This window comes from Malaciobacter sp., from assembly GCF_055140965.1.
This window is the reverse complement of the sequence record NZ_JBSRRO010000001.1, coordinates 112,272-138,729: the sequence shown is the minus strand read 5'-3', so window position 1 is coordinate 138,729 and position 26,458 is coordinate 112,272. Positions and strand designations below refer to the sequence as shown.

Sequence of the window (26,458 nt, the reverse complement as noted above, 5' to 3'; positions counted from 1 at the left end):
TTAATTACTCATCTTCACCACTAATAGTAGCTCCTTTATATGTCATAATCCCATAATCTAGATTTGACACGCACTTAAAACCTAAATCATACATAACTTTTTGACAATATGCACTTCTACTACCACTTAAACAATAAACAACAACAGGTTTTTCTTTTTGATTTTGTAACTGCTCAATACTTTGATAAAATGAAGTAGTTGGAACTAAATAATCGCAACCTTTAATTCTTTGTCCTACCCACTCCATCCACTCTCTTGTATCTACTAAATTAAAATCAATATATTTTAATAATCTAGCTTCAAGAAGTGATTCTAACTCATCAGCATCAATTTGCTCTTTTTGTAAAAGTACTTCACACTCTTGCTTAGTAAGTCCTCTTGAATGAGTATGAGTAACCTCACTAACCTTATTTTTCAAAGCCTCATTTTTAGCAAATTCAGGAGTACAGAAAATCCCACAATGGCACTTTCCATCTCTTGGTATCTCAACTTCAAGTGCAGGTTTACATGGGCAAAGTCTATTATCTGCTTCTTTTTGTTCTTGCTTTGTTTGACCAACTACCATAAAACAAGGACAAAATCTTTTTTCATATATCATCTTATTTCTAGTAAGCCCTTGCTGAACAGATTCATTTACATCATTTTCAGGATTATAAACAAAACCAAACCTATCTAAAACCTTGTCTGTAAACTGCTTTGTCAATTCAAACTGAGTTTGGAATTCAGTAGAGTTCATATCAATCTTTTTAATCATTATTTACCTTAAATACATAATTTTTGCGTATTATAAGTAAAAGTTTTTTTAATCTATTTAAAAGAGTCTATTATAAGTTTTTCTTAACTTATATTTAATCAAAACCCAATTTTCGGAAACCCGAATTCATTCGGGTCATTTTCTATACACCATATGTTTTGGTTCAAACTGCATTTTCGGAAACCCGAATTCATTCGGGTCATTTTCTATACATCATATGTTTTGGTTCAAGCTGCATTTTCGGAAACCCGAATTCATTCGGGTCATTTTCTATACATTATATATTGTGGCTCAAGTGTATCAGCCAAATAATTGGTAAACAAATCGCAAATTTTAATACATCATATGTTTTGGTTCAAGAGAATAAAATTTTAGAAAGACAAGCACAAGCAACATTTCAATACATCATATGTTTTGGTTCAAGAGCATTATACTTCTTTTGCCACACATCAATCATTTTATTTCAATACATCATATGTTTTGGTTCAAGGTGTTGCAATCTCACTTAAAACTGTGTTTATTTTTATTTCAATACATCATATGTTTTGGTTCAAGCTTTTAACAACATTGTATCAATCACAAGGTTGTCTGATTTCAATACATCATATGTTTTGGTTCAAGACTTTTTGCTTGTGTTCTGTAAAAAGTTTCTATTGAATTTCAATACATCATATGTTTTGGTTCAAGCTACTTGGTCAATATAATCTTTGTATAGTTGTTCTTATTTCAATACATCATATGTTTTGGTTCAAGAACAACAGTTGAAGAACTTGAAGGGATTGCTTGGATTTCAATACATCATATGTTTTGGTTCAAGCCATTCAATACTATTTGTTTACCAGTTATTTCACATTTCAATACATCATATGTTTTGGTTCAAGAACAACAGTTGAAGAACTTGAAGGGATTGCTTGGATTTCAATACATCATATGTTTTGGTTCAAGTAAAGCAGTTGGCTCTAAAGATTTACTTCATATTTTATTTCAATACATCATATGTTTTGGTTCAAGACTTGCAGAAAACAAAAAGATTGAAGATGTAAGTGAATTTCAATACATCATATGTTTTGGTTCAAGGCTATACACAAGAATTGAAACAAGCACATCAATTAAATTTCAATACATCATATGTTTTGGTTCAAGTATTGCTTCTTGTATTGTTGTTTGGTCTGCTGTGCTATTTCAATACATCATATGTTTTGGTTCAAGTATTTTTCTATTGCAGCCTTTATCCATCTTGAAAACATTTCAATACATCATATGTTTTGGTTCAAGTTACTCATGTGTTCCCTTGTGTATGTTGTGTAAAAATTTCAATACATCATATGTTTTGGTTCAAGTCTTCATCGTTCCCTTTGTTTGCACAAACATCAGAATTTCAATACATCATATGTTTTGGTTCAAGATAGTATATTCTTGAAGTTCTTTTTTAAAAATTGTATTTCAATACATCATATGTTTTGGTTCAAGAGAGCCTACTACTATAGAAGATCAAAAGGTAGTAGAATTTCAATACATCATATGTTTTGGTTCAAGCTCTTTTAAGCATATTCATATAAGTTTTACATCCTTATTTCAATACATCATATGTTTTGGTTCAAGTGATTTACCCTTTTGTTTTTTATATAATCTTTTTAGATTTCAATACATCATATGTTTTGGTTCAAGGTTTTGTTTGATTCCTTATCCTGATGATATAGAGCAATTTCAATACATCATATGTTTTGGTTCAAGACTAAATAACTACAGTAGAAACAGCCACTAGTTGATTTCAATACATCATATGTTTTGGTTCAAGTTTTAGTGCCTCCACTTTTAAAAAGCGTTAATACATTTCAATACATCATATGTTTTGGTTCAAGTTTAATCAATTAGTTTACTATATTTGTTTTCTTAATTTCAATACATCATATGTTTTGGTTCAAGTTATTCAATAACTTAGCTATATATGCTCTAATTCATTTCAATACATCATATGTTTTGGTTCAAGTAGTTTTCACTATCAATGTTATAATCTTTAATTAAATTTCAATACATCATATGTTTTGGTTCAAGGATGAAGAATAGAGCACAGAAGCTAGAAATAACAGCATTTCAATACATCATATGTTTTGGTTCAAGGCACTGCTATATGTCATGGGCTTATTAAGATTGGATTTCAATACATCATATGTTTTGGTTCAAGGTACTGGATTAAGAGGTCACAAAGATAAACAAACATTTCAATACATCATATGTTTTGGTTCAAGGGTACTGGTGTCATTCCTGGAATATACCTTACTGCATTTCAATACATCATATGTTTTGGTTCAAGGAAGATGATTTAGGTACTTCTAAAATACACTTTCCCTTTAATTGGTTCTTCTAAGAAGTTTTTCCAACTGATTATTTTAAAACAATAAGTTGTGAAATAACTTTTTAAAAGTGCCTTATTATAGCTGTTTTTATATGATATTATTTTTAAGTAGCTTGGAAAAATCATATAAAAATAGATTCTGACTCTTTTTTATCATTTCCAATAGTAAGTTCTGCAAAACTTCCTGAATTTTGTACTTTAATAATAGAGATAAAATCCAAATCCTTATCTATTACTTTTCTAAGTTTGTTTTCAAGCATAATTTGATCTGATGGAGTTATGTTTCCCCTAAAGATTGATTTTTGATGATGTTTTAGATACTGCTTACATATTTTAAAGACTCTTGATACTCTATACTTACCTACTTCACTAAACTCATCTGCAATATCATAAAATAAAAATATGTAGTTATAATTATAATTTTGTTTTTTAGTAGCCATTAAAGTCCTTAAATTTTATCTTTTAGATTAAAAGGTTTAAACTCTTTATTTTCGACTATATACTTTATAAGTTTATATCCATCAAGTTTGATACAGTTTTTAAAACTTGTTTTTCTTTTTAGCTTTTTGTGCATAAAAGTTTCATTTATCCTTGTTTCAAAGGCATCAATAAATATTTTTTTGCCTTCTTCATTTAAAAGTGCATAATTTAAACTTTTGTCAAAATGCTTTGCGACTTGAATTCTTTTTTTACCTACTAAATCAAAAATTGTTTTAAACACAATAATAGGTTTAAAAGCTTCACTTATATCAAGACTAAGACTAAATCTGCCCTCTCTTGGAGAGTGTAAAAAACTTATAGTTTGGTTTAGATGTGTTTCATATATACTTGATATTGTTTTTGTATAAAGCAAGGTATTTCCAAAACTTACAAGTGCATTTATAGGATTATCAGGTGGTCTTTTTACCCTTTTATTCATGATAAAATCTTCTGGTAAAAAATACTTAAAACTATCATAAAACCTACTCCAAATCTGTCCTTCTACAAAAAGTATTTGCTCTATTGTCAACTCTTTACTTAAAAACTTTTCAACATCACTTTTAAGCCAATCAAGAAACTCTTTTAGCTCTTTTTTTCCATGTCTAAAATAGTGATATAAAGTTTCATGAATATTTAAAGCGATAGCCCTCACAACTGCTTTTGCTACATTTAATCTTCTTTCTATAAAACATAAAGATTGTTTTATGGTCAAATCCCCACTTACAAGTTGTTCTTTTGGATAAAAACTTCCACTATAGTTTCCATGATAATTAAAAAGATGAAGTGTGATACCAGCACGAGATATAAAATCTAGAAACTTAGTATTAAAACTCACTTCATTCATACAATAAAGCTCCCTAGTATCTTGTATGGGAATATAAAAATTTCCTTTTTCATTCTTAAAAGCTATAGAATTATCTTTGCGTTTAAGCTCACCCATTGAAAATATATATCTAGTATGATTTTTTGCCATTTTAATCCTTATATAAAACAATACTCATAATAAGCACACTTTTTACACTTGTTTTCAAATTTTGCTGTTGGTGGTATTGGTACATTTATAAGAGTTTCTATCTCTTCACATATTTTTAAAAGCTCTTTTTCATTTACCTCATCTAAATCAATATAGTGTACTTTTTTATCTTGTTTGTTTTTTTCAATAAACTCAATCTTGCCTTTTCTTTCAACACCTTTTTGTTTTAGCTTATAAAGATAAAGTAAAACCTGCCATCGTACAGACTCAATATCGCTATCACTTTTTTTAATCTCAACTAAATAATCACGAGTGAGTTTATCTATTTTGATATTGTCAATACTTATCTCAGCTTTTTTTGACTTTGATTCATTTATCTCATGTAAAATTTTACCTATTCGTACATCTTCACTATTATCTTCTAAGTTTATACGGTTTGCATGAAGATAACATTGTCTCTTACAATGAAAATAGTAGTTTATGAGTGTGCCTGTAATGTTGTTCATGTTTTTTTATCTTCTAATAAATTTTGTGCATTTTGCTTAGTAACAATTTTATTACCTGTTTTTTCCTCTATGGCTTTTCTTGTATCTCCTGCTATTATTCCACCCTCTTTTGCTACTTTTTTGCTCTCATTAAATCCATCAGGTTTTTTCTCTTTAGATATCTCAGAAGTAGTTGCTTCTGCTAACATATTAAGAACTAGTTCAAGATTTGTCATATTATCTCTTAGATTCTCTTTTTTAAGGTTTTTGAGTTGTTTATACTCTTTTGTAGTATTCCCACTCCAAGCTTTTGAAATAATATCAGTAAGAAGAGCAAACTCCTTACCCTCTTCTACTCCTCTTTGTTTCCATTCATCAGTCAGTTCTTTTCTTACTTCAATACTTTTAAGTCTTTGGTTTATCCACTTTTCAGAGTATCCAAGTTTTATATAATCGCTTAAAGCTGCATCAATTGATTTTTCAGGATCTTGAATAGCTTCGATTCTCTCATAACCAACCTTTGCTAGCCACATTTTAAAAGGTTCAGCTTGAGGAGAGGGAATAGACTGAATAAGCCTCAAAAGTTGTTCTGTAGTAGCAACATCAGTAAGTCTCATCTTACCATCAGATGCTTTCATTTTCAACTGGCTACAATTTGTAGCCAGTTCACTTCCTTCATCTTTTAAACGCGTTTTTAACACACTCCAATATTTTCTAGGATTATTACTTTGTGTTAATATTGCTATTACATCTATGATACTAAAATACCAAAGCTCTTTATCATCATCCCAATGACTTCGTATTTTTTTTGATTCAAAAAGTTGTATTTTTTCCATGGAGTTCCCTTTATATTATCATTGATACAAAATCGCCTTTTAAGACACTTGTATCCAAACCGTCTTTGTATCTATATAACTTTTTACCATCGCATTCAAAATACCATTCTTCAAGATATAAATAACCATATTTTTTTTCGCCGTAAGTTTCTAAATACTCAATACCACTCTTTGGATAATCAGCTAATGAAAAAGTGTATTTTGATATTTTTGCACTCAGTTTTTTAATATCAATTTTCTTATCAATCAAATCTTTCTCTTGATTCGTAATAGCTTTTTCATAAGCATTCCAATAGAGTTTTGCCATAATATTATGAGGGACAAAAACGGAAACTGATTGCATATCGATGAGCTTGATATGAGATTCACTAAATCGTAAATTTTTCAAATGATTGATATAGGTATTTAGATTTTCTATATATGTTTTTTCATTATTGTCAATAATTTTGTCTAAAATTTGGCTATAAAATTTATCAAAATCTTTCGTTTCTAATATATTTTTATCTCTTCCATCTTCTTGGTATATCGCCGAAATATCTTTTCGTTTGTCTGTTTTATAAACAAAATTTTCATTGCCTTTACCAATGCTAAACAAAAAGAGTTTATTGCCCTCTTTTGAGCTATTTCGATTTATTCGCCCTGCTAACTGTTCGTCACTATCGACAAGTGATTTTTCTTTGAATCCTATGTCTATATCGATATCAACACCTGCTTCAACTACTTGTGTCGTCACAAGTAAAATATTTTTATCATGAACATTTTTGATAAAATCAATTATCTCTTTTCTTCTGGGTTCTAATATAGTGCCACTAAGTATAAAAATGTCATCAAAGATTGTATTAACATCTTGGGCATATTTATAAAACTCATCTGCCCCTTTTTTTGTTATAAACTCTATGATTGTTTTTACTTTTTTTGATTTATTGGTTTTTAGATTTTGATAATTATTACTCTCATCTATCAATTGTTTGTAAATATCTTTAGGTTCATTGATTTTAATCACTTCAGTAATTATTTTTACTCTTTTGGCAAAATTTGGATTTTGAAAATATTGAGGTTTATTTTTTTCACTTACTAAAAAAGTAAATTGACTATCGATAATCTTGCCAATTTTTGGTAAAGTAGCACTCATGACTATAAATTTAATATTAAAATTCTTAGCATACATATCAAGCAAATAAACTATTCGTGACCAAAAATCTGGGCTATAGGTTTGAATCTCATCTATGATTACAATTGAATTTGCCAACCTATGAAAAATATAATTGTCATCTTTACTAATTCCAGTTAATATATCAAAAAACTTCACATGACTTAAAAGCATAAGAGGATAATTCATAAACTGATTGTCTAAAAAGTTTGTTTTTTCATCACCATAAATTCCATCTTTTTCACTCTCTATTTTTTGATTATATTTCGCTTTTGAGTGAAGTTGTACGATTTGAGTATTATTAAGTTCTAATGTGTTTTTTATAGCAGTGTAGGTTTGAGTGATAAGTGTTGTAAATGGGAACACATAAAAAACTTTATTGATAGAAGTATCATTTTTTAGTATCTCAACTACACTCATAAGTGATAAATTTGTTTTTCCTGCACCTGTTGGGGCTTCAATATAAAAAAGGTTTTTTTCTAAGTTTTCTCTTAAATTTGTTCTGACTTCTACAAAAAGCTTGTTTCGTAGATGATTTAAATTTTCATTTGATTTTTCTTGTAATTCAGTAAAATTCTTAAAATCTTCATTAGACTTATTTCCTAATAATTGATTAAATGTTATTTGTTTTTTGTTTTTATCGAACTTATCTGTATAAAATTCTTTGTAGATTTTATCTACAAAAGTTTTATTAATAAGTCCAAAATCATTATATTTCAACTCTTGACAATTGCCATAATTCATAAATTGAGCTGTGGCGTAGTAGTCTGATATGATTAGAAGTGAGAAAAGGGATTTGGAAAGTAAGAAATAATTTTCATTGTTCTTTAAATACTTTCTTAAGTCACCGTTAACTAAATTATCCATCAACATTAAATGTGTCTTCTTATCTACATGTAGATTTAACATACTCAAATAAATATCTAATTTACTACAAATAGGTAATCCCTCATCTTTATCGCAAATCAACTCATTGATGGATTTATGAATTCCAGTATGATGTCGCCAAATTGTCATAGAAAAATTGATAGAAATAGAGATAAGTTCAAGCTTTTGATTTCTATCTGAAAATGTTTTATTGACATAATCAAAGCAACTTACAAGATATAGATAAGCACTCAATATAGAATGTTTAGATGAAATACCATAATCAACTTTTGAGAACTTACTATTATTCATCTTTTCTAATTGAAAATTTTCATTTATTTTTCCGATGTCATGCCAGTATATAGCTTTTATGTAAAGTAACTTTATGGTATTTAAAAAAATTACATTGTCAGAAATTTTGAATAAAATAGTATCAATATTTTTTTCTATTTGATTAAGTTCTAGCAGTTTTAAAGAATAGTTCAAAACCAAATAAGAGTGACTCAAAAGAGTCTCTTTCTCAAAGTTTATCTCTTTAGGTAAATGAGCCAAATAGTTTTCTATATTCTGAATAATTTTTTCAAAATCAAAATAAGATTCTTTTATTATCTCTTCAAATTTTAATAAAGACATATCACACTATCACAAATTTTCACTAATTTCAAATTTTGTATAAAACTTGAATCTTTAGAAAATTTAGCATTTGTATAACTAAAATTTTCATATTGGTATTGTCCTAATTCATCAAAAGATATAGGCAATCTTTCAAAGTAATAAAAATAAGTTTCACTCATTGATATATCAAAAGGGTCTCTTTCTTGCTCGTTCAATTTTAAAGCCACTTTACCTCTATTTTGAAAGAGAGTACTTATAGCAAAAACTTCATCTAATTCATGCGAAAGATTTTCAAATACTTGAATGTTCTTTATATCAAGTTTAAATTCATTTTTACCCATATATGGAATGTACTCATAATTAGGGATATAGCCATTTTCTGTTTTATTAGCCAACAAATATTTTTCTATTAATTGATTACTACTCTTTGACAAATCTAGAGCAACATAAATTCTATAAGATGGATTGATTAGAGTTTGTTCACTAATATTGAGTGTTCCACCATCTTTATTTGCATAACCTACAGTATTGTTATATTTAATAATTCGTTTTTGAAATACTCCTCTTCTTTCAAGAGGAGCAACTGAAATCAGCAAATCTTCAAACTCTTTATAGAACTGTGGAAAGTCATCACCTTTTTGCATTTGACTATATCCTCCAAACCCGACAATTGCACCTAATATTCCCAATAATGCAGGCTTTGAAATAATGTTGTATGTAAAATATATAGGATTATTTACATCAGGTTTTTTAAACATACCAAAGTCAGATTCTATATCAAATGAGATAATTTTATCTATTTTTGACATTTTTGAAGTTCCTTGTCTGAAACGATTGATTTCACACAAACATTTTGAATATCAAAAATTTCATTGTCATAATCAAGAGCATACTCATTTAAGAAAATTTCTACTTTTGCAATTTTGTCTTTAAAAATTTCTTCATTGAGAAGTTCTTTGATTTTTGATAAATCTAGCTTTCTTTTAAATCCATTTTGTTTTTCTATTTTGATAAATGTATTAAATGATGGAAGTTGGATTTTAGAATCTTTATTTAGTGTAATAAAAATAGAAAATTCATTCTCTACACCTGCTTTTGAAGCACTATCGAGATAAGTTACACCTTTATTGATAGCCTCTTTAAATTTTTCTATGTCATTATTTGTCAAATAACCCTTATTGTCAATAAGTTCCACTAACTCTTTAGTATTTTTTGGATTAATTGTAAAATTATGAAGATAATGTCCCTCCTCCAAAACCGTTTGATTTCCAATAGTTGTTTGCATACTATCATCTGAAGAATCGCTTGAATTTCTAAAAGGACTTGTAATATCCTCACTGAAAATATTATTTTCTTCATAAATATTTATTCCATGTGTTATTTGAACATTACCATGAATAGAAAAAGTTATCTTTTGCTCTTTACCATTAATTTTAACTTTTTCTTGACTTGCATAAGTTGCACCAAACAAACGAATATCCATACTAGTTAAGATATTTTTTAAAACTATTTTACGCTTTTTATCATCCGAATCTATAAATACAATATCTTTTTCATTTTCTTTACTAAGAATTAAAATAGATTCTGTTTGCTCTTTTATCGAATATCCTGCATAGTCTTCTTTCTCTATCTCTTTTTGAATATTACTTTTACCATTTTTGTCAGTTTTATTGAAATCACTTATTGTCACAGGATATTTTCCGAAAATTGTCTCATATGTTTCATCCATATCAAGTGGTTGCATGTTTTCTTTTTTATGTCTTGTGGTATAAAAAATCGTCTCATTATCTTGTTTGAGATAATTTCTTATGCAATACTTCAATGCCTTATCAGTCGCATACACTACACCATTTGGCAGTGTTCTTGGACTACTCGTAAAATCTGCATTATAATTTGCTGTAATCGCTTTAACCAACACTGCCCCAAAAACTCTATTTTCAAACTTTTCACTATTGCTCATTGATATTCTCCTTGTTAGATTTATTTTCTTCAACTTTTTTAGATGTCTTTTCTAAAATACTATTTTTAGAAAAATATCCAGCCATTATGAGTGGTATAAGACTCTTTATGGCTTCTTGTTCAGTTTCATATGCCATCACCTCACCTACCAATTTATCGAACCAACTCTTGTTTTGGAAAAATTTAAAAGCATGGGAATATTTTTGAATATGCTGAGCCATAACCATTTTAAAGTCCTCTGCTTTATTTTTTGAAATGAAAATATCAAGTAATGAGTGTGTCTTACTTTCTGATTTACTTTTGGACAAAATGTACCAAATCAACTGACCACACGCAAATGCAAATTCTTTATCACTTTCTAAATGTATCTCATCATTTTCAAGTAATACCTCTATCTTTTGTCTTAAATCTTTTATTGTTGTTGCCAAGTCTTCTCCTTTGTTAAAATTTTTATACAATGAAATATAAAGAGCCAATTTCTCTTTTATTTTATAAGTATCTGTTTTAGTAAATTGATTATTTATACTTTTGTAGTCATTCCAACTCCTACATCCTTTTATCTGCTCCCTAATAATTGAAATACACAAATCATCAAACATGAAACTTGTAAAGCTTTCAAGTTTTCCTTTGTAAACCACATCAAAAATAGCTTTATTGTATTGGTAAAACTTGGTAGCCACCATTGCAGGTAACTTTTCACCTTTTGATACATTGATTTTTTCTGCAAAGTAATTGTTTTTTAAAAGATAGGTGTTTTCATTTTCTCCTTTCAATGTGTAAAAGAACTTTGCGAAAATTTTCCATTCTAATTCAAAAATATTTTCAATAGCTCCAATATTAAAATTTTCAATTTCAAAGATATTTTCAATGCTAAAGTTTTCAAGTTTATAGTCAAAACTATCTACATAATCCACATCATAAAATCTTATTCCATCTTTTGTATTACTCCAAAATATTAAATAGAAATTCAAATCATTAATTTCATTACTGCCTGATAATTTTTGATAAACATTTTCAATGATTTTTTGATAACCGATAGGCTGATTTTCTTTCAATAATTCAAAATAAATTCGATTTCCCTCATTATCTATCGCATCCTTATTTGAAATAAAAATAGGAAATGGACTTGGAAACATATTTTTATCATATTTATCAATTTTTATCTTCAATTTTAAAACTTCTTCAAAAAAAGACAAATTCTGAATAACTTTACCACTATATAAAGAAGGAAAGTCTTTTTTATTGTCTCTCGTTTTATGTAATAAAAATGGTTTTTTATCAGAGAAGTCGCTCAAGAAAGCCGATATTCCTAACTTTACTTTATTATTATAAATTGGACACACATAAGATTCATAAGTAGTATAATCTTTAACTAATTTTTCTTTTTCTCTACCTTTCTTATCTTTTTCAAAAATCAATGACTTAACTTCTTTTTTTGCAAATATCATATTTTTTGCATAAGACTCATAATAATCTCTTATTGCACTAATATTTTCATCAATATAAATTTTTATATATTCATCTTTTTTTAATGAGTTAATAATTTGAAAAAGTTCTGTATCTTTTTCATAAAAAGATTTATTGAAAACTTCAATTAACAAAGTTTTATTTTGATGATAAGCTAAATTTCTTTCAAAAAATGTATTGTGAACTCTTTCAAAATAATTAGTTCTGTTTTTAAAATCTTCAAAAAAGTTAAATCTTTCATTTGCTGTTTTGAATTTATGTTTTTTTGTTTCTACAAGTAACTTGAAAAAAACTGCATACGGAGAATTAGAATGTATCTGTTTTTCATTGTCAAAAGCTTTTTGTGTATCATTATTTACTAATCCACAATAGTACTCTCGCTCTTTCAACTCATATTTCTTTGCAAAATTTTTAAATTCATCACTACTATCATTAAAACAAAAGTCTTTAATTTCAAAAGTATCTTTATCTACAATGATATGAATTCCTTTTGCGATAGCTCTATTTTCTAGAATAATCTTTAAGAAATTTTCGCCATTATTTTCTAAATCCATAAACTCCACTATCTCTTTTATCATCCTTTGTCCTTCCACAATTTATAATACAAGTCATTAATATCTTTTTTATCATAGCACTCCATAGAGTTTGGAAATCCTAAAAGCATATAATCTTTACTTAACTTTTTAAAATTAACTTCCAACTTTTCCAAAATCTCTATTAAGTTTTTAAGCTGAGATGCAAACGGTAAGTTAAACATTCCCAAATTCATAGCACCATCCTCATTATCTTCTATAATTGCATTAAATGGAGTTGGTTTTTTATCTTTAAAAAGGTCGCTATAAATAGTGTTAAGCATATATAGATTTGCATTTTCAGTATAATAAAATAGTTCTTTTTTAGATAATTCAAGTGTGATATGTTTTTCTTTTAAAGACTTTCGTACATACTCTTTAAAAATTGCACTTAAAAAATTACTATCACTGGGGTCGAAATAAAATCCATTTTGTTCAAGTACTAAAGTCATGATATTATACAAATCATCTTCGCCAAAAAGTCCTTTTGATTTCCAGTGTGCTTCTTGAATTATTATCATTTCATTAACCTTTTAAAATATTTTATATATAATATAACCGTAGTTCCTAGGTAAATCCTCTCCTGTAATCTTTTTGCAGTGAAGAGCCTAGGAGATAATTATTTACTATTTTTAGACTTTAGAAAGCACAACCCCTCCGCCATAACTCTGTTTTTCACCAAGTCCACAAGAAAGTGCAACAAATGCTAGTTTTTGACTTATATCATCTTCATTTGGTACTATTTTAAACTTATTTCCAAAGAGTCTTACTCTTATGCTTTTACCATCATTTATCTTTTTCATAAAGTATATTGATTGTGGTTTTTGATTTTTGATTTCTAATAGTTGAATAAAGTTTTGTGTTGGTTTTAGTTTTTCATTATAAAAGTTTTCGTATTTTTTTAAAAGATTATCTTGTAGTTGTTTTTGAAGTTTTAAGATATCTCCATCTTTATCCACTGTCCAAAATATTGATTTGTTATTTTCATCTTTTACAGTTGTAATAGTTGGGGTTATTGTATATAGTTCACTTATAAAGATTTGTTTTACCACTTTTTTTGTTGTTTGTAGTACTTGAAAAAAACTGTTGTTTACATTTTCTCTTAATATTCTTTGAAGTTTATAAATAAACTCTTCATCCAATGAGCGAATTATAAACTCATAGGTGTTTCCCTTCTTGTATAGTTTATCTTTTTCTATTGGGTAAAAGTTCCCAAAACAATAGTTTTTGAAGTTTTTTTCTTCATGAAGTTTTTTTAATTGCTCATCTTTTGTAAAACAATAATTTATATAGCTAGATATGATATCAAAACTACTATTTAGTTCAATCTCTTTTTTAATATATGCCAAGCATTTTAGTTCAAAATATTTCATTTTATCTCCAATAAAATTATAATATAATAATTGTACTGTAAGAATATTTATAGTTTATTAAAAATGACTTATTTAAAACCAATCAAAATTTTGGAAAGTTTTCTATGGATTTTGCTAACTTATCTAAGAACTCATCTCTACTAATACATTTTGCACCAAGTGATTGTAAGTGTTCTGTTGGGGTTTGGCAATCAAGTAGGCTAAAACCTTTTTGCTTTAATCTTTGTACTAGGTGGTATAAAGCAACTTTTGATGCATCACTTTTTTTTGCGAACATTGATTCGCCACAAAACATATCACCAATTACTAAGCCATATCCGCCACCTACAAGTTCACCCTCATAATAACTTTCAAAAGAGTGTGCATATCCAATTTCATGTAAATGTGTATAAGCTTGTATTAATTCATCTTGAAGCCATGTACCATCTTGTGTGGGTCTAAATATGTTTTTACATTCTATCATTACTTGTGTAAAGTTCTCATCAAATTTTACTTCAAATTTCTCTTTTTTTATTGTTTTTGCTAAACTTTTAGATACTTTAAATTCATCTAATTCCATTATCAGTCTTGGATTTGGACTCCACCAAAGTATAGGTTCATCTTCATTGTACCAAGGAAAAATTCCATTTGCATATGCACTAATCAATCTTTTAGCAGATAAATCACCACCATATGCCAAAATACCTTCATTGCAAGCTAATCTTGGGTTTGGAAAAGTATAAATATCATCAGTTAAAGGAGATATTCTCACAAAAATCCTTATTGTTTTTTTGTGATTATAACAAGGCTATCTAAATAGATATCTTAATATATTCTCTTGCATTTTATTTGCTTGTGCCATAGCAAACATACCAGCTTGTACTAAGATATTTAATCTACTAAATTCAGCTGCTTCTTTTGCATAATCAACATCTCGAATAACAGACTCACTTGCTTTTAGATTTGTTTTTAAAGTTATCATATATCTAACAGAAGACTCTAGCTGATTTTGAGTAGAACCAAATTCAGATCTAAAAGTATTTAATGTAGTTAGTGAGTTATCAATATCATCAAGCCAATCTCTAGCAACAGTTATATCTAAACTATTTGCTCCTAGATTTTTCAAGGTATCCAATCCTAAACCAATTGTATTTGATTGTACACCTTTAAGCTCTATTGTATTAGCAGCTTTTTCACCTATTTGAAAAACTTTATCACTAGAAATATCTGTATTTGAATGATTGTTTTGTAAAAGGTAGTTTCCATTGTAGTTTGTTTGAGAAGCAATATTATCTAATTGTCCTAAAAGTTTTGAAATATCTTTTCTTATAGCTTCTCTTCCTGCATCAGTTGTAGTATCTGTTGAAGCTTGCATAAGTTTTGTTTTTACAATATCAATAATATTTGATTGTTCAGCCATTGCTTTATCAGCTATTTGAGTCATTGCTATTGCAGAGTTTGCATTTTCAATACTTTGTTGGACTGAACTTGCTTGTGTTCTTAATTTATCAGCAATTGCAAGTCCAGAGGGATCATCACTTGCACTGTTTATTCTAAGTCCTGTTGATAGTCTTCTTAAAGATTCAGATAAGAGTTTGCTATTATTACTGTAGCTTTCATAAGCAATTAAGCCAGCTACATTTGTATATAATCGCATAGCAAACTCCTTTTTAAGTTAGTTGTATTATAAAGTAGATATATACTCTGCTAAAGCTTCTATTTCTGTTTCATTTAGTGATAGAACTTGACTTTTCATAACACCTTTTAATGCTTTTCCATAAGTATCATTTTTATATCCATTTAATACATCAATAGTCTTTTGTTTATCCCAGCCTTGAATAACTTCAGATTTTCCAAGTGCTTTTACTTCTCCATTTTGTCCATGACATCCAGCACACTTTAAAAATAGTTGTTGTCCTTGATTTGAACTGCTACTTTTCATTATGTCATCAATGCTTTTCTCAATTTTTTTTGTTTTATCTTCTACTTCTTTTTTTACTTGTTTTGTTATTTCATCACTTTTTTTTACAATATCACTTGTTACTTTTGATGCGTCTTCTCCAACCTCTTTTGATGTTTTTTCTATTATTTCACCTATTTGTTTAGAAGCCTCACCAACCTTATTTGAAATATTAGTACTTGCATCTTTAATCTTATTGATTAATTCATCTTTTGAATTACTTACTTCTTCTTGTGTCTTTTCTACATTTGAAGATATTGTTTTCTCTTCTTCTGTTTTTTCTTGACAGCCAGTAAGTAACAAAATCGCCACAAACGAACTAATTAATGCACTTTTCATAAAATAACCTCTTTTTACAATAATATTTTATATTATCCTATAATTTTATTAAAATTAGTTTAAAAACCATTTCTAAAACTTAGTTTAATGTTATAGATATTTAAATGTAAAATCATCTTTTACAAAATCAATCTTAACTTCCCCACCTTTTTTAAGTTTTCCAAATAGTATTTCATCTGTTAACTTATCTTTAATCTTTTCACTAATTACTCTATTTAAAGGTCTTGCACCCATAGTTTTATCATATCCTAGTACTGCAAGCTCTTTTTTAGCTTTTGTACTAATAGTGATTTTAACTTTTTTCTCAACTAATTTTGCCTCTAAATCTTCTATAAATTTACCTGCAATTTTTGCAACGATATCTAAACTTAAAGCTTCAAATGTAATAGTAGAATCAAGTCTGTTTCTAAATTCAGGTGCAAAAAATTTGTTTATGGCTTTATCTTCATTTAGTTTATCATCTTTTGCAAATCCCATAACATTTGCTTCACTAGAACCTAAGTTTGATGTCATAATTAATATTACATTTTGAAAATCTGCTTTATTTCCATTGTTATCTGTTAACTCAGCATTGTCCATAACTTGTAAAAGTACTGACATTAAATCAGGATGAGCTTTTTCAATTTCATCAAGTAAAAGTACACAATGTGGATGTTTTCTAATAGCTTCTGTTAATAAACCACCATTTTCAAATCCAACATACCCAGCAGGTGCACCAATAAGTCTAGAAATTGTATGAGCTTCCATATACTCACTCATATCAAATCTTTCAAAATGAATTCCCAATTGATTTGATAATTCACGGGCAACTTCAGTTTTACCAACACCTGTTGGTCCTGTAAATAAAAAGCTTCCAATAGGTTTTTTATCAAGCCCTAAACCAGCTTTATTTCTTTTTATAGATTTTACAATTGAAGAGACTGCACTATCTTGACCAAATACTCTTTTTTGCATATTTTTCTCTAGTGATTTAAGTAATGACAAATCAGATTTAGTTGCTGATTTTGGAGGAATATGCGCCATTTTTGCAATTGTATTTTCAATATCTTCTTTTGTTATATTTGAAGCTTTTTTTGCTTTTTCTTTTTGAATTTTTTTAAGTGAACCTACCTCATCAATTACATCAATAGCGCTATCAGGTAAAAATCTATCATTTATAAACTTTTTACTTAACTCAACTGCTAATTCTATTGATGGTTTACTATATTTCACCCCATGAAACTCTTCATATTTTGATTTTAATCCCTCTAAGATTATTACAGCATCTTCAATTGAAGGTTCATTTATATCTACTTTTGCAAATCTTCTACTTAGTGCTTTATCTTTTGAAAAATCATTTCTAAACTCGGCAAAAGTTGTAGCTCCAATACATCTTAGTTTTCCATTTGCAAGCATTGGTTTTAATATATTTGATGCATCCATAGCACTTCCACCAACACTTCCAGCTCCAACAATAGTATGAATTTCATCTATAAATAAAACTGCATTATCTATTTGTGAAATCTCTTTTAATAGTGATTTTAATTTCTTTTCAAAATCACCTCTATATTTAGTTCCTGCAAGTAGTGAACCCAAATCAAGTGAATATAACTTTGCTTTATCTAGGCTTGATGGTACATTTTCATTTGCAATTTCAAGGGCAAGTCCCTCTGCAATTGCAGTTTTACCAACACCTGGTTCTCCTACTAATATAGGATTATTTTTCTTTCTTCTACTTAAAACTTGAATTACTCTTGAAATCTCATTTTCTCTTCCAATTACTGGATCAATTTCACCTTTTTTTGCAAGGGCTACTAACTCAACACTATTTTTCTCAAGTACACTTGAAGAAGATTTTTCATCACTTGTTTCTTCTAAATCATCTATTGAACTGTTGTGTGAAATCTCTTCTAATATATCAACTTTTTGAACACCATTTGATTTTAAAAGATATGAAGCATATGAATTTTCATCTTTTATTATAGAAACAAACATATCTTCAACTCCAGCATCTCTTTTGCCACTTGCTTGAGTATGTGCAACCATATACTCTATTGTTTGACTCAAACTTATACTCTCTATTGGTTCATCTTCAATATTCTCAGGCAGTACAGGTGTATTTTCATCTATGTACTTTTTTGTTTTTTCAAATAAATCATCAGTATTTAATCCTAAGTTTGTCAATAAGTTTTCAATAACCTCATCATGTATAGTCATCAAAAAAATATGTTCCAATGTCAAATATTCATGCTTACTAGTTTTTGCATAGCTTACAGCTTGTGCAAATATGCTTCTTAATTCATTGCTAATCATAATATATTCCTATTCTTTTTCCATTAAAGCTTTTAAAGGAAAGCCTTTTTCTCTCGCCATTTTGGTAACTTGTGCAACTTTTGTAGCAGCAATTTCATGGGTATAAACTCCACACAAAGCTTTTCCTTTGTTATGTATGTTTAACATAATTTGTGCTGCTTCTTCTTGACCTTTTCTAAAAACTTTTACTAAAACATCTATTACAAAATCCATTGTAGAGTAATCATCATTTAATAAAAACACTTTATACTTCTTTGGTTCTTCCAATTGTATATCATTATCTAACTCTACTTCAAATTCATTAGCCACTTCAAACCTTTTTTCGATAAAATATTAAATATAAAATATTATACCAAAAAAGAAATTACAATGATAAAAGATAAAAATTACTATTTAAATAAAAGTTTATTTATAAGTGCAACAAATACAGATGTAGGAAAAACTTATGCATGTAAAAAATTTGCAAAGTTTTTAAACAGTTTAGGTCTAAAGGTAGGATACTTCAAACCTTTTGAAACAGGGGTAAAAGATAAACCTCTTGATGGTAGTGCTATGCTTGAGTTAGTAAAAAGCTTAAATAAAGATTTTAATTTTGATATTAATGATGTGGTTCCATATCAGTTTGAACTTCCAGCAGCCCCATATGTAGCAAAAAAAGATGTTGTTCTTGATTTTGATTTTTTAATAAAAAAGAAAAAAGAGCTAGAACAAAAGTGTGATGTACTTATAATTGAGGGTGCAGGTGGACTTATGGTTCCAATTGATAAAGATATTTTTATAATTGATTTAATAAAAAAGTTTCAAGCCCATGCAATACTTATAACTCCTAGTAAACTTGGATGTATCAATGATACTTTATTAAGTATAAATGCTTTAAAACAAAAAAATATAGATTTTGATTTTTACATAAATTTATATGAAGATAAAGATAGTTTCAATGAAGTCTCTTTACCATTTTTAAAAGAGTATTTTCCTAAGTTAAACTATCTAATGGAAGTTTAATTTCAAAACAAGCACCAAGATACTCTTTTTCTTTGTGCTTGAAGTTTTTATTTTTAACTTTAATTGTTCCATTTAGATGTTTTACAACTATTTCTCTTGTCATATAAAGACCTATTCCTGTTCCTTGACTTTGGTGTTTTGTTGTAAAATATGGTTCAAAAATTTTATCCATTATTTTTTCATCTATTCCACCACCATTATCTTGAATAGTTATAAATACAAACTTATCTTTTATGAAAGTTTTTATAATAATCAATCTATTTTTAGAACTATTTTGACTTAAAGCATCTTTAGCATTTGTTAAAATATTTAATATACTTTGCGTTAATTCATTTTGTATTGTATTTAGTTCTACATCTTCAAACTCATAAACTACTTCTATAAAGTTATTTTTAAAAGCTGAATTCATTATATTTATATCTTTTTTTATAAGTTTTGTTAAACAAAATTTTTCTTTATCTTTTGTTGCTTTAAAAAAACTTCTAAAATCTTCAATGGTATGGGATAAATATTGTGTGGTATCAACTATTAATTCTAAATCTTTTTTTAGCTCTTCTTTACTTGCAAGATCATAATCAATCTTTATTGACATTCCACTTGCTGCTGTACTTATTGTACTTAAAGGTTGTCTCCATTGATGGGCTATATTTCCTATCATTTCACCCATTGATGCCATTTTTGATTGATTAAATAACATCTGATCTTTTTTTCTATTTTTTAAAACTTCTTCATCAACCTTATCTTTTAATTTCATATTTAGTTTTTCTAATTCTTCTGTTTTTTCATCTACTTTGCTTTCTAGTGTTGCGTTCATATTTTTTAAAGCACACTTTTGACTTTCTATATTTGTTTTATATTTTTTAAAAATTAGTTCAATTTTTTTTGAAAGAAGCAATGTTAAAAGTGAACCAAATAAAATCACTAAAAAAGCTATTTTAATACTATTATTTAAAAACTTATCTTCTTCATTTTTTTTAGTACCTAAAACACCAATTATACTATTTTCTAAATGTCTTAAATCAATAGTTGTTAAAATAATCCAATTCCAATCTTTTATTAATTTATATGCAATTAGTTTTTCATAATTCTTTGTCCAATAAAAATTGATTTTTTCAAAATCTTTTAAATCAAATGATTTTTTAATTTTTGTTTTTAAATCAGAAATAATAAAATCTTCTAATTTTGCTTTTGTTATATTTTTAAACTCTTTATCATAAATAACTATTGTCTGTTTTGAGCTATTTTTTATAAACTCTACTCTATTAATAACTTCATCTTTTATTTGCTTGTCAATGTCACTTTTATATTTACCATATCCAACAAACCAATTAAAAGGTTCAAACTTTTTTATATATGAAATTTTTTCACAATTTGATAAAGAGTTTGGCTTTTTAAAAAGATATTGAATAAAGCCCTCGTTTGACTTGTAAAAAGTTTTTCTATATTTTTGTAAAAAATCTTGATGCTCTTTATTTTCTATATCTATTATATTTTGATTTTCAAGTTTTTTGTTTATTGGATATAAATAAGGAATAATAGTTTTTTTTGTATCTTCTAAAACAAAATAGTATGTGTCATTTTCAAATCTAATTTGTGCTAAACTTTGTATTAAATCTTTTTTTATATCTTTATTTGAAGCTATTCCTGTATATGAGTTATATTTATTTGAAATAATATCATAAGCTATTTCTACTCTTTTTTTTATTTTTTCATTCATTATTTGTTTTTGAGTAGTTTTTTTATACTTAATATAATCATCCATTGTAGTTAACTTTTGAGAAAGTTTGTTCTTTTCTTCAAGTATAAGTTTTTCTTTCAATCTTGAAATATCTTCATTGAACTTTTTCTCTGTACTTCGCACTTGTGTATAAGTAACTAAAGTTGTTAATAATATAATTAATACAATTGGAGTAAATATTATTAATTTAGATAAGTTTTTTTCTTGGAACATAATAAAAAAAGTGCTTTGTTATAGCCATTGTAAAACCTTTTTATAGTAAAAAGCAACTAAAATAAAAATCGATGAAATAATATAAGTAATTATATCAAGAGAAGTTAAACTTGCCATTAAACCTATAAAAATTGTTGTAACAACATTTGAAAGCATAAAAATCATATCATTATAAGATATAACCCTTCCTAGATATTTCTCTTCGCAATTTTCTTGTAAAAGTGCATATGTATATGACCAAATAACTGTTGTAAAAAATCCAGTAAAAAAAAGTCCTATAAGTGCATAATAAAAATTAAATTGCAATGTAGCCCATAAAGCAATAGCAAATCCTTGAAATATTAAAATATAAAAAAATGTATTTTTATTTGCAAATCGTCCTAAAAAATATGGTCCAATCATTAAAGCAAATGCTCTTATTGCATTTGAGATTCCAATAGCTAAGGGTACTGCAATTACATATTTGTACTCATTTTTTGCAAGTAAGGTTACAAGTGCATCAAAAGATGTTAATCCTACACTTGCATGTAAAAGGATCAAATGAATCAAGATTTTATTGCTTTTTATATATATAAAACCATCTTTTATTATGGTAAAAAACTTATCAGTAATTTTTGAATCTTTAACAACAAAATTTATCTTTGCAAAAACAACTATAGCTAATAAAAAGAATAAAGAATCAATTATTATTGCAGGTTTTGCTCCAATATAATTAACTACAACTCCACTTACAGCCATTCCAAATGCATAACAAAAAGACCAAATAATTGAGTGTATTTCATTTGCTTTTTGTAAAGTAGGACCTTTAACAAGTTTTGCAAGAAGAGACATTTCAGTTGAAAAAAACATAGAAGCACTACTCATTCTAATAAAAATAAAAATAAGTAAAAGCCAAATTTGTTCTTTACTATCAATTAATAAAAAACTCAATGTCATAAAAAACTCAATTATAAGCAAAGATAACATCAAAGGTTTTATCTTAAACCTATCAATTATAGCTCCTGAAAATGGTGCGATTAATACAGCTGGAAGAAAATGCATAGCAGTAACTACTGAAATGGCTAAAGCAGATGAACCAAAGTTCACAAGCATTGTATAAATTGCTACATTTGAAAACCATGCACCAAAATAAGATATAAACTGTACAAGAGATAAATCTCTTATTACTTTGTGTTCTTTAAAAAGTTTACGGTAATTCAATAGATACTAAGACCTCTTGATACATAGCACTATGAGATGTCTCATCGCTTTTATATGGTGTTAAATAGTTTGCTTTTTTATTTCCAGCATAACATAAAACACAATTGGGTTTTACATCTTGTGTTAATTTAACTTCAAAGCTTGCTTCTCCATATTTTGAACGAAGTTTAACTTTACTTCCATCTTTTATATTTGTTTTAGGATTTAAATATAAATAGTTATCAATTTTAAAAGATGAGTTAAGACTTCTTTTTTGTTTAGCTGTTATAAAGTAGTATTCATTTTCTAATTTTTGCTCATACAAATGTTCAATTTCTATATCATCAATAAACTCAAAATTATCAAACACATACTCTTTTGCCTTTGAGTTTTTATAATAGTTTAAAACTTCCTTTTCATCTTTTAAACCATCAAAGTTAAAAACTTCATATAAATATTTTGTTAAATCATATTCACTAATGGTATCTTTTGATGGTTCATTAATTTTATTTGAAACAGCTTTATATTGGTGACCATATGAAAGTCTAATATCTTCTTTTTCTAAAAAAGAACAAGATGGTATTATCAAATCTGCATATTCACATGTATCATTATAAGTTGTTCCCATAAAAACAACAAAACTGTTTTTTAAGCCATTGATAACTCTTTTTGTATTAGGAGCACTTACAACTGGATTTGCACCTTGAATAAATACAAACTCATACTCTGCAAAGTCAATTTCACTCACATCTTCTTTTATTAAATTAGTTGTTGTATCAAACTGACTTTCATAGCCATATGTAGAGTTACTTAAATACCAAACTCCACTATGATGTGAGCTATTATGAAGTCCTAAAAAAGCTGCAAATGAATCAATGCATCTTGTAATATTTGCTCCTTCATAATACTTTTGTACTCCAAGTCCTAAAACCAATGCAACTTTTTTATTTTCTATAATTTCAAAAAATCTATTTATATCATCTAAGCTAACTCCTGTTGCTTCTTCATAAGATATTATTGGTCGACTTTTTGCTAAATCAAAAAAATCTTCACTGGTATCATACTTTTTACAAAATTCATCATCTTCCATATCTTGCATATAAGCAAATCTTGTAAGAAGTAATGCAAGTTCATAATCAGTTTTTGGATTTAAAGATAAGTGTAACTCTGATCTTTTTGCAATATCTGTTTTTATTGGATCTATTGTTATAAATGTTTTATTCTTTACTAATTCATACATATGAGAAGAGGTAACAGAAAAATTTCTTCCCCACACAATAATAACATCAGCTTCAAGTAGCTTTTCAATTGGAGGGTTTACAACTTCACCTCTTGTGGCTTTAATACCTAAACCTCCTCCTCCATCACATAAACTTCCTTGTGTTAAAGTAGAGCCATATTTTGCAAAAAAACTTTTTAAGCTACTTTGCATAACACCTAAGTTTCCACTACCCTTATAAAATAAACTATTGTTTGCATTAACATTTTTAAGTTTTTCTACTAAGATATTTAAAGATTCTTCTAGTGTGATTTTTCTATTATTATAAATAGGTGTTTGTAAATAATCAGCTTTTAAACATGCAATAAAATTAGCGCATAACTTTCCACTTGTTGGAAAATGACCTTTGTTTCCTCTAATTTTGCCATCAACTACAATAGCTTCACATGTGTCATAACAATCAAGTGGACATGCGATTGTTTTATTATTTGAATTCAACTTTTACTAGCCTTGAGAATTTTTTTACATTATTTAAATGAAGTTCAACTTTATATGATGATATATGCTCACTATCTGCAACATCATATATTTTAGAAACTATTATATCACTTTTTTTATCATCAATATATATATCTTTTGATTTTATTTTTTCAATATCATCAATTGGCACAAAAATCTCAAGTTTACCTTTACTTAAATCTTTTGCTTCATAAAGTAGTGTTCCAGGAGTTACATAATCATCTCTTTTTACATTAATATTATAAATGTAATTATTTTTCTCTATTAACTTTTTATTTTTAATACTATCTTTCAAATTTGCAATTTTTATTTTTATATCTGCTTTTGTTGTTTGTAAATTTATTACTTTTAATTTTTGATTATCTTTTTCAAAATCTGATTTTGAAGATACTCTTTTCATTCTTTCATAATTTTTACTCTCTATTTCAATCATGCTATTTACAGCTTCTAATTTATTTTGTGTTTGTTTTAAATCAACTCTATCAACATAAGAGTCAAGTTCAATTATCAAAGAATTATTTGCTTTTTTCCCTTCAATACTTTCATTTGAAAATATCACTTTACCACTAACATTTGACTTTATTTTGTAGCTGTTGATTGGTTCAAGTTTTGCATAAAAAACTGAAGCAAAAACAAAGTTTGCACTAATAAAAAATACTAATAAGTATCTCATTTTTTTCCTTTTTCTATTTGCTTTACAAGTGAATAAATATCTTTTTTCAAAATTTTAAACTCTTCATTATTTTCAATTTTTTGAAGCTTGAAAATCAGTCTATCTAAACTTTCATCTTTTTTAATCATAAAAGCCAAGACTTTTATTAATTCATCTGATGTTTTTGAAGATTTTATTTTTACTAAAAGAGTACTCTCTTTTTGCTTTTTTAATTTTTTAGTTATAACATACTTATATAAATAAACTATTAATAATGCAAAAATAAAACCTAAAAGAAAAAATACTACTCTATCTTTTATTGAAGTTTTGATAACTTCTTTTACAATCACATTATCTTTTTTAGGAGTAATTAATTGTGATTTTTTTTCTTTGGCTTTTTTTACATTAATTTCATAACTATCTGTTTTTTTTCTAACTATTTTCTTTGTTTCACTGTCAAAATATTTTAACTCTAAGCTTTTAAGCTTTATACTATTTTTAGGAATAATAGAAAAACTCTTTTCATAAGTTCCATAGAGTTTATCATCTTTAATTTTAGTATCTATAGTAGCTTTATTTTCAAAGACTTGTGCATCTTTTATATCTAATGTAAAATCATTTATATCATCAATATTTCCATATCCACTAACTTTAATTTTATAAGATACTGCATCACCTTGATTTATTTGTGTTTTATCAAGAGAAGTTTCTATATCAAAACTTCCCATTAGATTAGCACCTTGTGGTAGTGGTTTTGCATCGATTTCTAAGTCATTTGAGTATATCTGTTTTGTTATATAGTTATTATTCATAAAAAAATTACTTGAATTAATATCAAGTAATTGCATCGTAATTTTAAAAGGTTCAATTCTTAATTTTCCACTTTTTTGAGCAAATAGTAAAAACTCTAACTCATTTACAATAAAGCCATCTTCTTTATACTGCTTTGAATTATCTGTTTGCTTATACCAAAAATCTTTAAAATTTGCATTTGATATATTTAAATCTTGTACATTTAAATCTTCTTTATATTTAAATTTTACTTTTAATTTAAACTCTTGTGCTACATAAACTGAACTTTTAGAACTACTAATTTCAAAATCAGCAAATTTGAAATCACTTTTTTCAATCTTTTTTGATTTTACTTCTAAACTTTTTGTTTTATATTTTTTTCCATCAATTTCAAATTCAAAACTTGGTAATACAAACTCTTCATTAGGAAAAAAGCTAAATCTTTTAATAATTTTCTTTTCTACTTTAGAGTTAATTATACTTATTGAGTTTTGAGTAGAGATAGTATTTACTGATTCTTTATTGATATTTTCAATTTTTGGAAAAGTTATATCTTTACCTGTTGCAATAATTGAAAAAGTATAAGCTTCACCCTTTATAAAAAAAGATTTTGCATCAAGCTTTACATTAGCATGTGCAAAACTAAAAAAAAGTATTAAAATTGTAATAAATTTAAATATTCTCATC

The 26,458-nt window shown here is 26.9% G+C and carries 22 protein-coding genes and 1 CRISPR repeat array; of the genes, 1 reads left to right on the top strand and 21 read right to left on the bottom strand.

Going from position 1 to position 26,458, the window contains the following annotated elements; translation table 11 throughout:
* Positions 1–4: 4 nt before the first annotated feature.
* From ACTCCZ_RS00670 to clpS, 16 genes are all read right to left on the bottom strand, one after another.
* Positions 5–754 carry a ferredoxin-thioredoxin reductase catalytic domain-containing protein gene (locus ACTCCZ_RS00670; protein ID WP_079576926.1) on the bottom strand — a complete coding sequence of 250 codons (750 nt, stop codon included), beginning with the start codon at positions 752–754 and terminating at the stop codon, positions 5–7.
* A gap of 138 nt (positions 755–892) precedes the next feature.
* Positions 893–3,068: direct repeats of the CRISPR family, unit length 30 nt; unit sequence ATTTCAATACATCATATGTTTTGGTTCAAG.
* Between the two features lie 164 nt (positions 3,069–3,232).
* The gene (gene cas2, locus ACTCCZ_RS00665; RefSeq protein ID WP_079576925.1) at positions 3,233–3,550 is read right to left on the bottom strand and encodes a CRISPR-associated endonuclease Cas2; all 318 of its coding nucleotides are present in this window, start codon (positions 3,548–3,550) and stop codon (positions 3,233–3,235) included.
* Between the two features lie 8 nt (positions 3,551–3,558).
* A complete protein-coding gene (cas1b, locus tag ACTCCZ_RS00660) occupies positions 3,559–4,563 on the bottom strand; it encodes a type I-B CRISPR-associated endonuclease Cas1b (RefSeq protein WP_079576924.1) in 1,005 nt (334 codons plus the stop codon).
* Between the two features lie 8 nt (positions 4,564–4,571).
* The gene (locus ACTCCZ_RS00655; RefSeq protein ID WP_079576923.1) at positions 4,572–5,069 is read right to left on the bottom strand and encodes a CRISPR-associated protein Cas4; all 498 of its coding nucleotides are present in this window, start codon (positions 5,067–5,069) and stop codon (positions 4,572–4,574) included.
* Positions 5,066–5,884: a BRO family protein gene (locus ACTCCZ_RS00650; RefSeq protein WP_079576922.1), complete on the bottom strand. Its 819-nt coding sequence runs from the start codon at positions 5,882–5,884 to the stop codon at positions 5,066–5,068. Before ACTCCZ_RS00650 ends, ACTCCZ_RS00655 begins: the two co-directional genes overlap by 4 nt.
* Positions 5,885–5,894: 10 nt before the next feature.
* Positions 5,895–8,534, bottom strand: coding sequence for a CRISPR-associated helicase/endonuclease Cas3 (locus ACTCCZ_RS00645; protein WP_079576921.1), 2,640 nt, complete (start codon positions 8,532–8,534; stop codon positions 5,895–5,897).
* Positions 8,522–9,325 carry a type I-B CRISPR-associated protein Cas5b gene (gene cas5b, locus ACTCCZ_RS00640; RefSeq protein ID WP_079576920.1) on the bottom strand — a complete coding sequence of 268 codons (804 nt, stop codon included), beginning with the start codon at positions 9,323–9,325 and terminating at the stop codon, positions 8,522–8,524. Before cas5b ends, ACTCCZ_RS00645 begins: the two co-directional genes overlap by 13 nt.
* The gene (locus tag ACTCCZ_RS00635) at positions 9,313–10,476 is read right to left on the bottom strand and encodes a type I CRISPR-associated protein Cas7 (protein WP_079576919.1); all 1,164 of its coding nucleotides are present in this window, start codon (positions 10,474–10,476) and stop codon (positions 9,313–9,315) included. The genes cas5b and ACTCCZ_RS00635 overlap by 13 nt, the downstream gene beginning before the upstream one ends.
* Complete coding sequence (locus ACTCCZ_RS00630) at positions 10,466–12,520, bottom strand: hypothetical protein (RefSeq protein WP_079576918.1); 2,055 nt, start codon at positions 12,518–12,520, stop codon at positions 10,466–10,468. The genes ACTCCZ_RS00635 and ACTCCZ_RS00630 overlap by 11 nt, the downstream gene beginning before the upstream one ends.
* The gene (locus ACTCCZ_RS00625; protein ID WP_079576917.1) at positions 12,517–13,035 is read right to left on the bottom strand and encodes a hypothetical protein; all 519 of its coding nucleotides are present in this window, start codon (positions 13,033–13,035) and stop codon (positions 12,517–12,519) included. Before ACTCCZ_RS00625 ends, ACTCCZ_RS00630 begins: the two co-directional genes overlap by 4 nt.
* 111 nt (positions 13,036–13,146) lie before the next feature.
* Complete coding sequence (gene cas6 / locus ACTCCZ_RS00620; RefSeq protein WP_079576916.1) at positions 13,147–13,887, bottom strand: CRISPR-associated endoribonuclease Cas6; 741 nt, start codon at positions 13,885–13,887, stop codon at positions 13,147–13,149.
* 82 nt (positions 13,888–13,969) lie between these two features.
* On the bottom strand, positions 13,970–14,638 hold the full coding sequence (gene aat, locus ACTCCZ_RS00615; protein WP_079576915.1) for a leucyl/phenylalanyl-tRNA--protein transferase: 669 nt from the start codon (positions 14,636–14,638) through the stop codon (positions 13,970–13,972).
* Between the two features lie 36 nt (positions 14,639–14,674).
* Positions 14,675–15,523 carry a flagellin gene (locus ACTCCZ_RS00610; RefSeq protein ID WP_079576914.1) on the bottom strand — a complete coding sequence of 283 codons (849 nt, stop codon included), beginning with the start codon at positions 15,521–15,523 and terminating at the stop codon, positions 14,675–14,677.
* A gap of 27 nt (positions 15,524–15,550) precedes the next feature.
* A complete protein-coding gene (locus tag ACTCCZ_RS00605) occupies positions 15,551–16,165 on the bottom strand; it encodes a c-type cytochrome (protein WP_228145262.1) in 615 nt (204 codons plus the stop codon).
* Between the two features lie 90 nt (positions 16,166–16,255).
* The gene (gene clpA / locus ACTCCZ_RS00600; RefSeq protein WP_079576913.1) at positions 16,256–18,457 is read right to left on the bottom strand and encodes an ATP-dependent Clp protease ATP-binding subunit ClpA; all 2,202 of its coding nucleotides are present in this window, start codon (positions 18,455–18,457) and stop codon (positions 16,256–16,258) included.
* A 9-nt stretch (positions 18,458–18,466) separates the two neighbouring features.
* Positions 18,467–18,766: an ATP-dependent Clp protease adapter ClpS gene (clpS, locus tag ACTCCZ_RS00595; protein WP_079576912.1), complete on the bottom strand. Its 300-nt coding sequence runs from the start codon at positions 18,764–18,766 to the stop codon at positions 18,467–18,469.
* A 60-nt stretch (positions 18,767–18,826) separates the two neighbouring features.
* Between clpS and bioD the strand changes: the two genes are divergently transcribed.
* Complete coding sequence (gene bioD / locus ACTCCZ_RS00590) at positions 18,827–19,459, top strand: dethiobiotin synthase (protein WP_079576911.1); 633 nt, start codon at positions 18,827–18,829, stop codon at positions 19,457–19,459.
* Here bioD and ACTCCZ_RS00585 read toward each other — a convergent pair.
* Genes ACTCCZ_RS00585 through ACTCCZ_RS00565 form a run of 5 tightly spaced genes read right to left on the bottom strand, consistent with a single transcriptional unit; the run spans position 19,431 to position 26,457 of the window.
* The gene (locus tag ACTCCZ_RS00585) at positions 19,431–21,410 is read right to left on the bottom strand and encodes a sensor histidine kinase (RefSeq protein ID WP_079576910.1); all 1,980 of its coding nucleotides are present in this window, start codon (positions 21,408–21,410) and stop codon (positions 19,431–19,433) included. The genes bioD and ACTCCZ_RS00585 overlap by 29 nt on opposite strands.
* Positions 21,411–21,428: 18 nt before the next feature.
* The gene (locus ACTCCZ_RS00580; RefSeq protein WP_079576909.1) at positions 21,429–22,610 is read right to left on the bottom strand and encodes an MFS transporter; all 1,182 of its coding nucleotides are present in this window, start codon (positions 22,608–22,610) and stop codon (positions 21,429–21,431) included.
* Complete coding sequence (locus tag ACTCCZ_RS00575; RefSeq protein ID WP_079576908.1) at positions 22,597–24,306, bottom strand: molybdopterin-dependent oxidoreductase; 1,710 nt, start codon at positions 24,304–24,306, stop codon at positions 22,597–22,599. The genes ACTCCZ_RS00580 and ACTCCZ_RS00575 overlap by 14 nt, the downstream gene beginning before the upstream one ends.
* Positions 24,293–25,000: an efflux RND transporter periplasmic adaptor subunit gene (locus tag ACTCCZ_RS00570; protein ID WP_079576907.1), complete on the bottom strand. Its 708-nt coding sequence runs from the start codon at positions 24,998–25,000 to the stop codon at positions 24,293–24,295. Before ACTCCZ_RS00570 ends, ACTCCZ_RS00575 begins: the two co-directional genes overlap by 14 nt.
* A complete protein-coding gene (locus ACTCCZ_RS00565; RefSeq protein ID WP_079576906.1) occupies positions 24,997–26,457 on the bottom strand; it encodes a BatD family protein in 1,461 nt (486 codons plus the stop codon). Before ACTCCZ_RS00565 ends, ACTCCZ_RS00570 begins: the two co-directional genes overlap by 4 nt.
* Position 26,458: the final 1 nt, after the last annotated feature.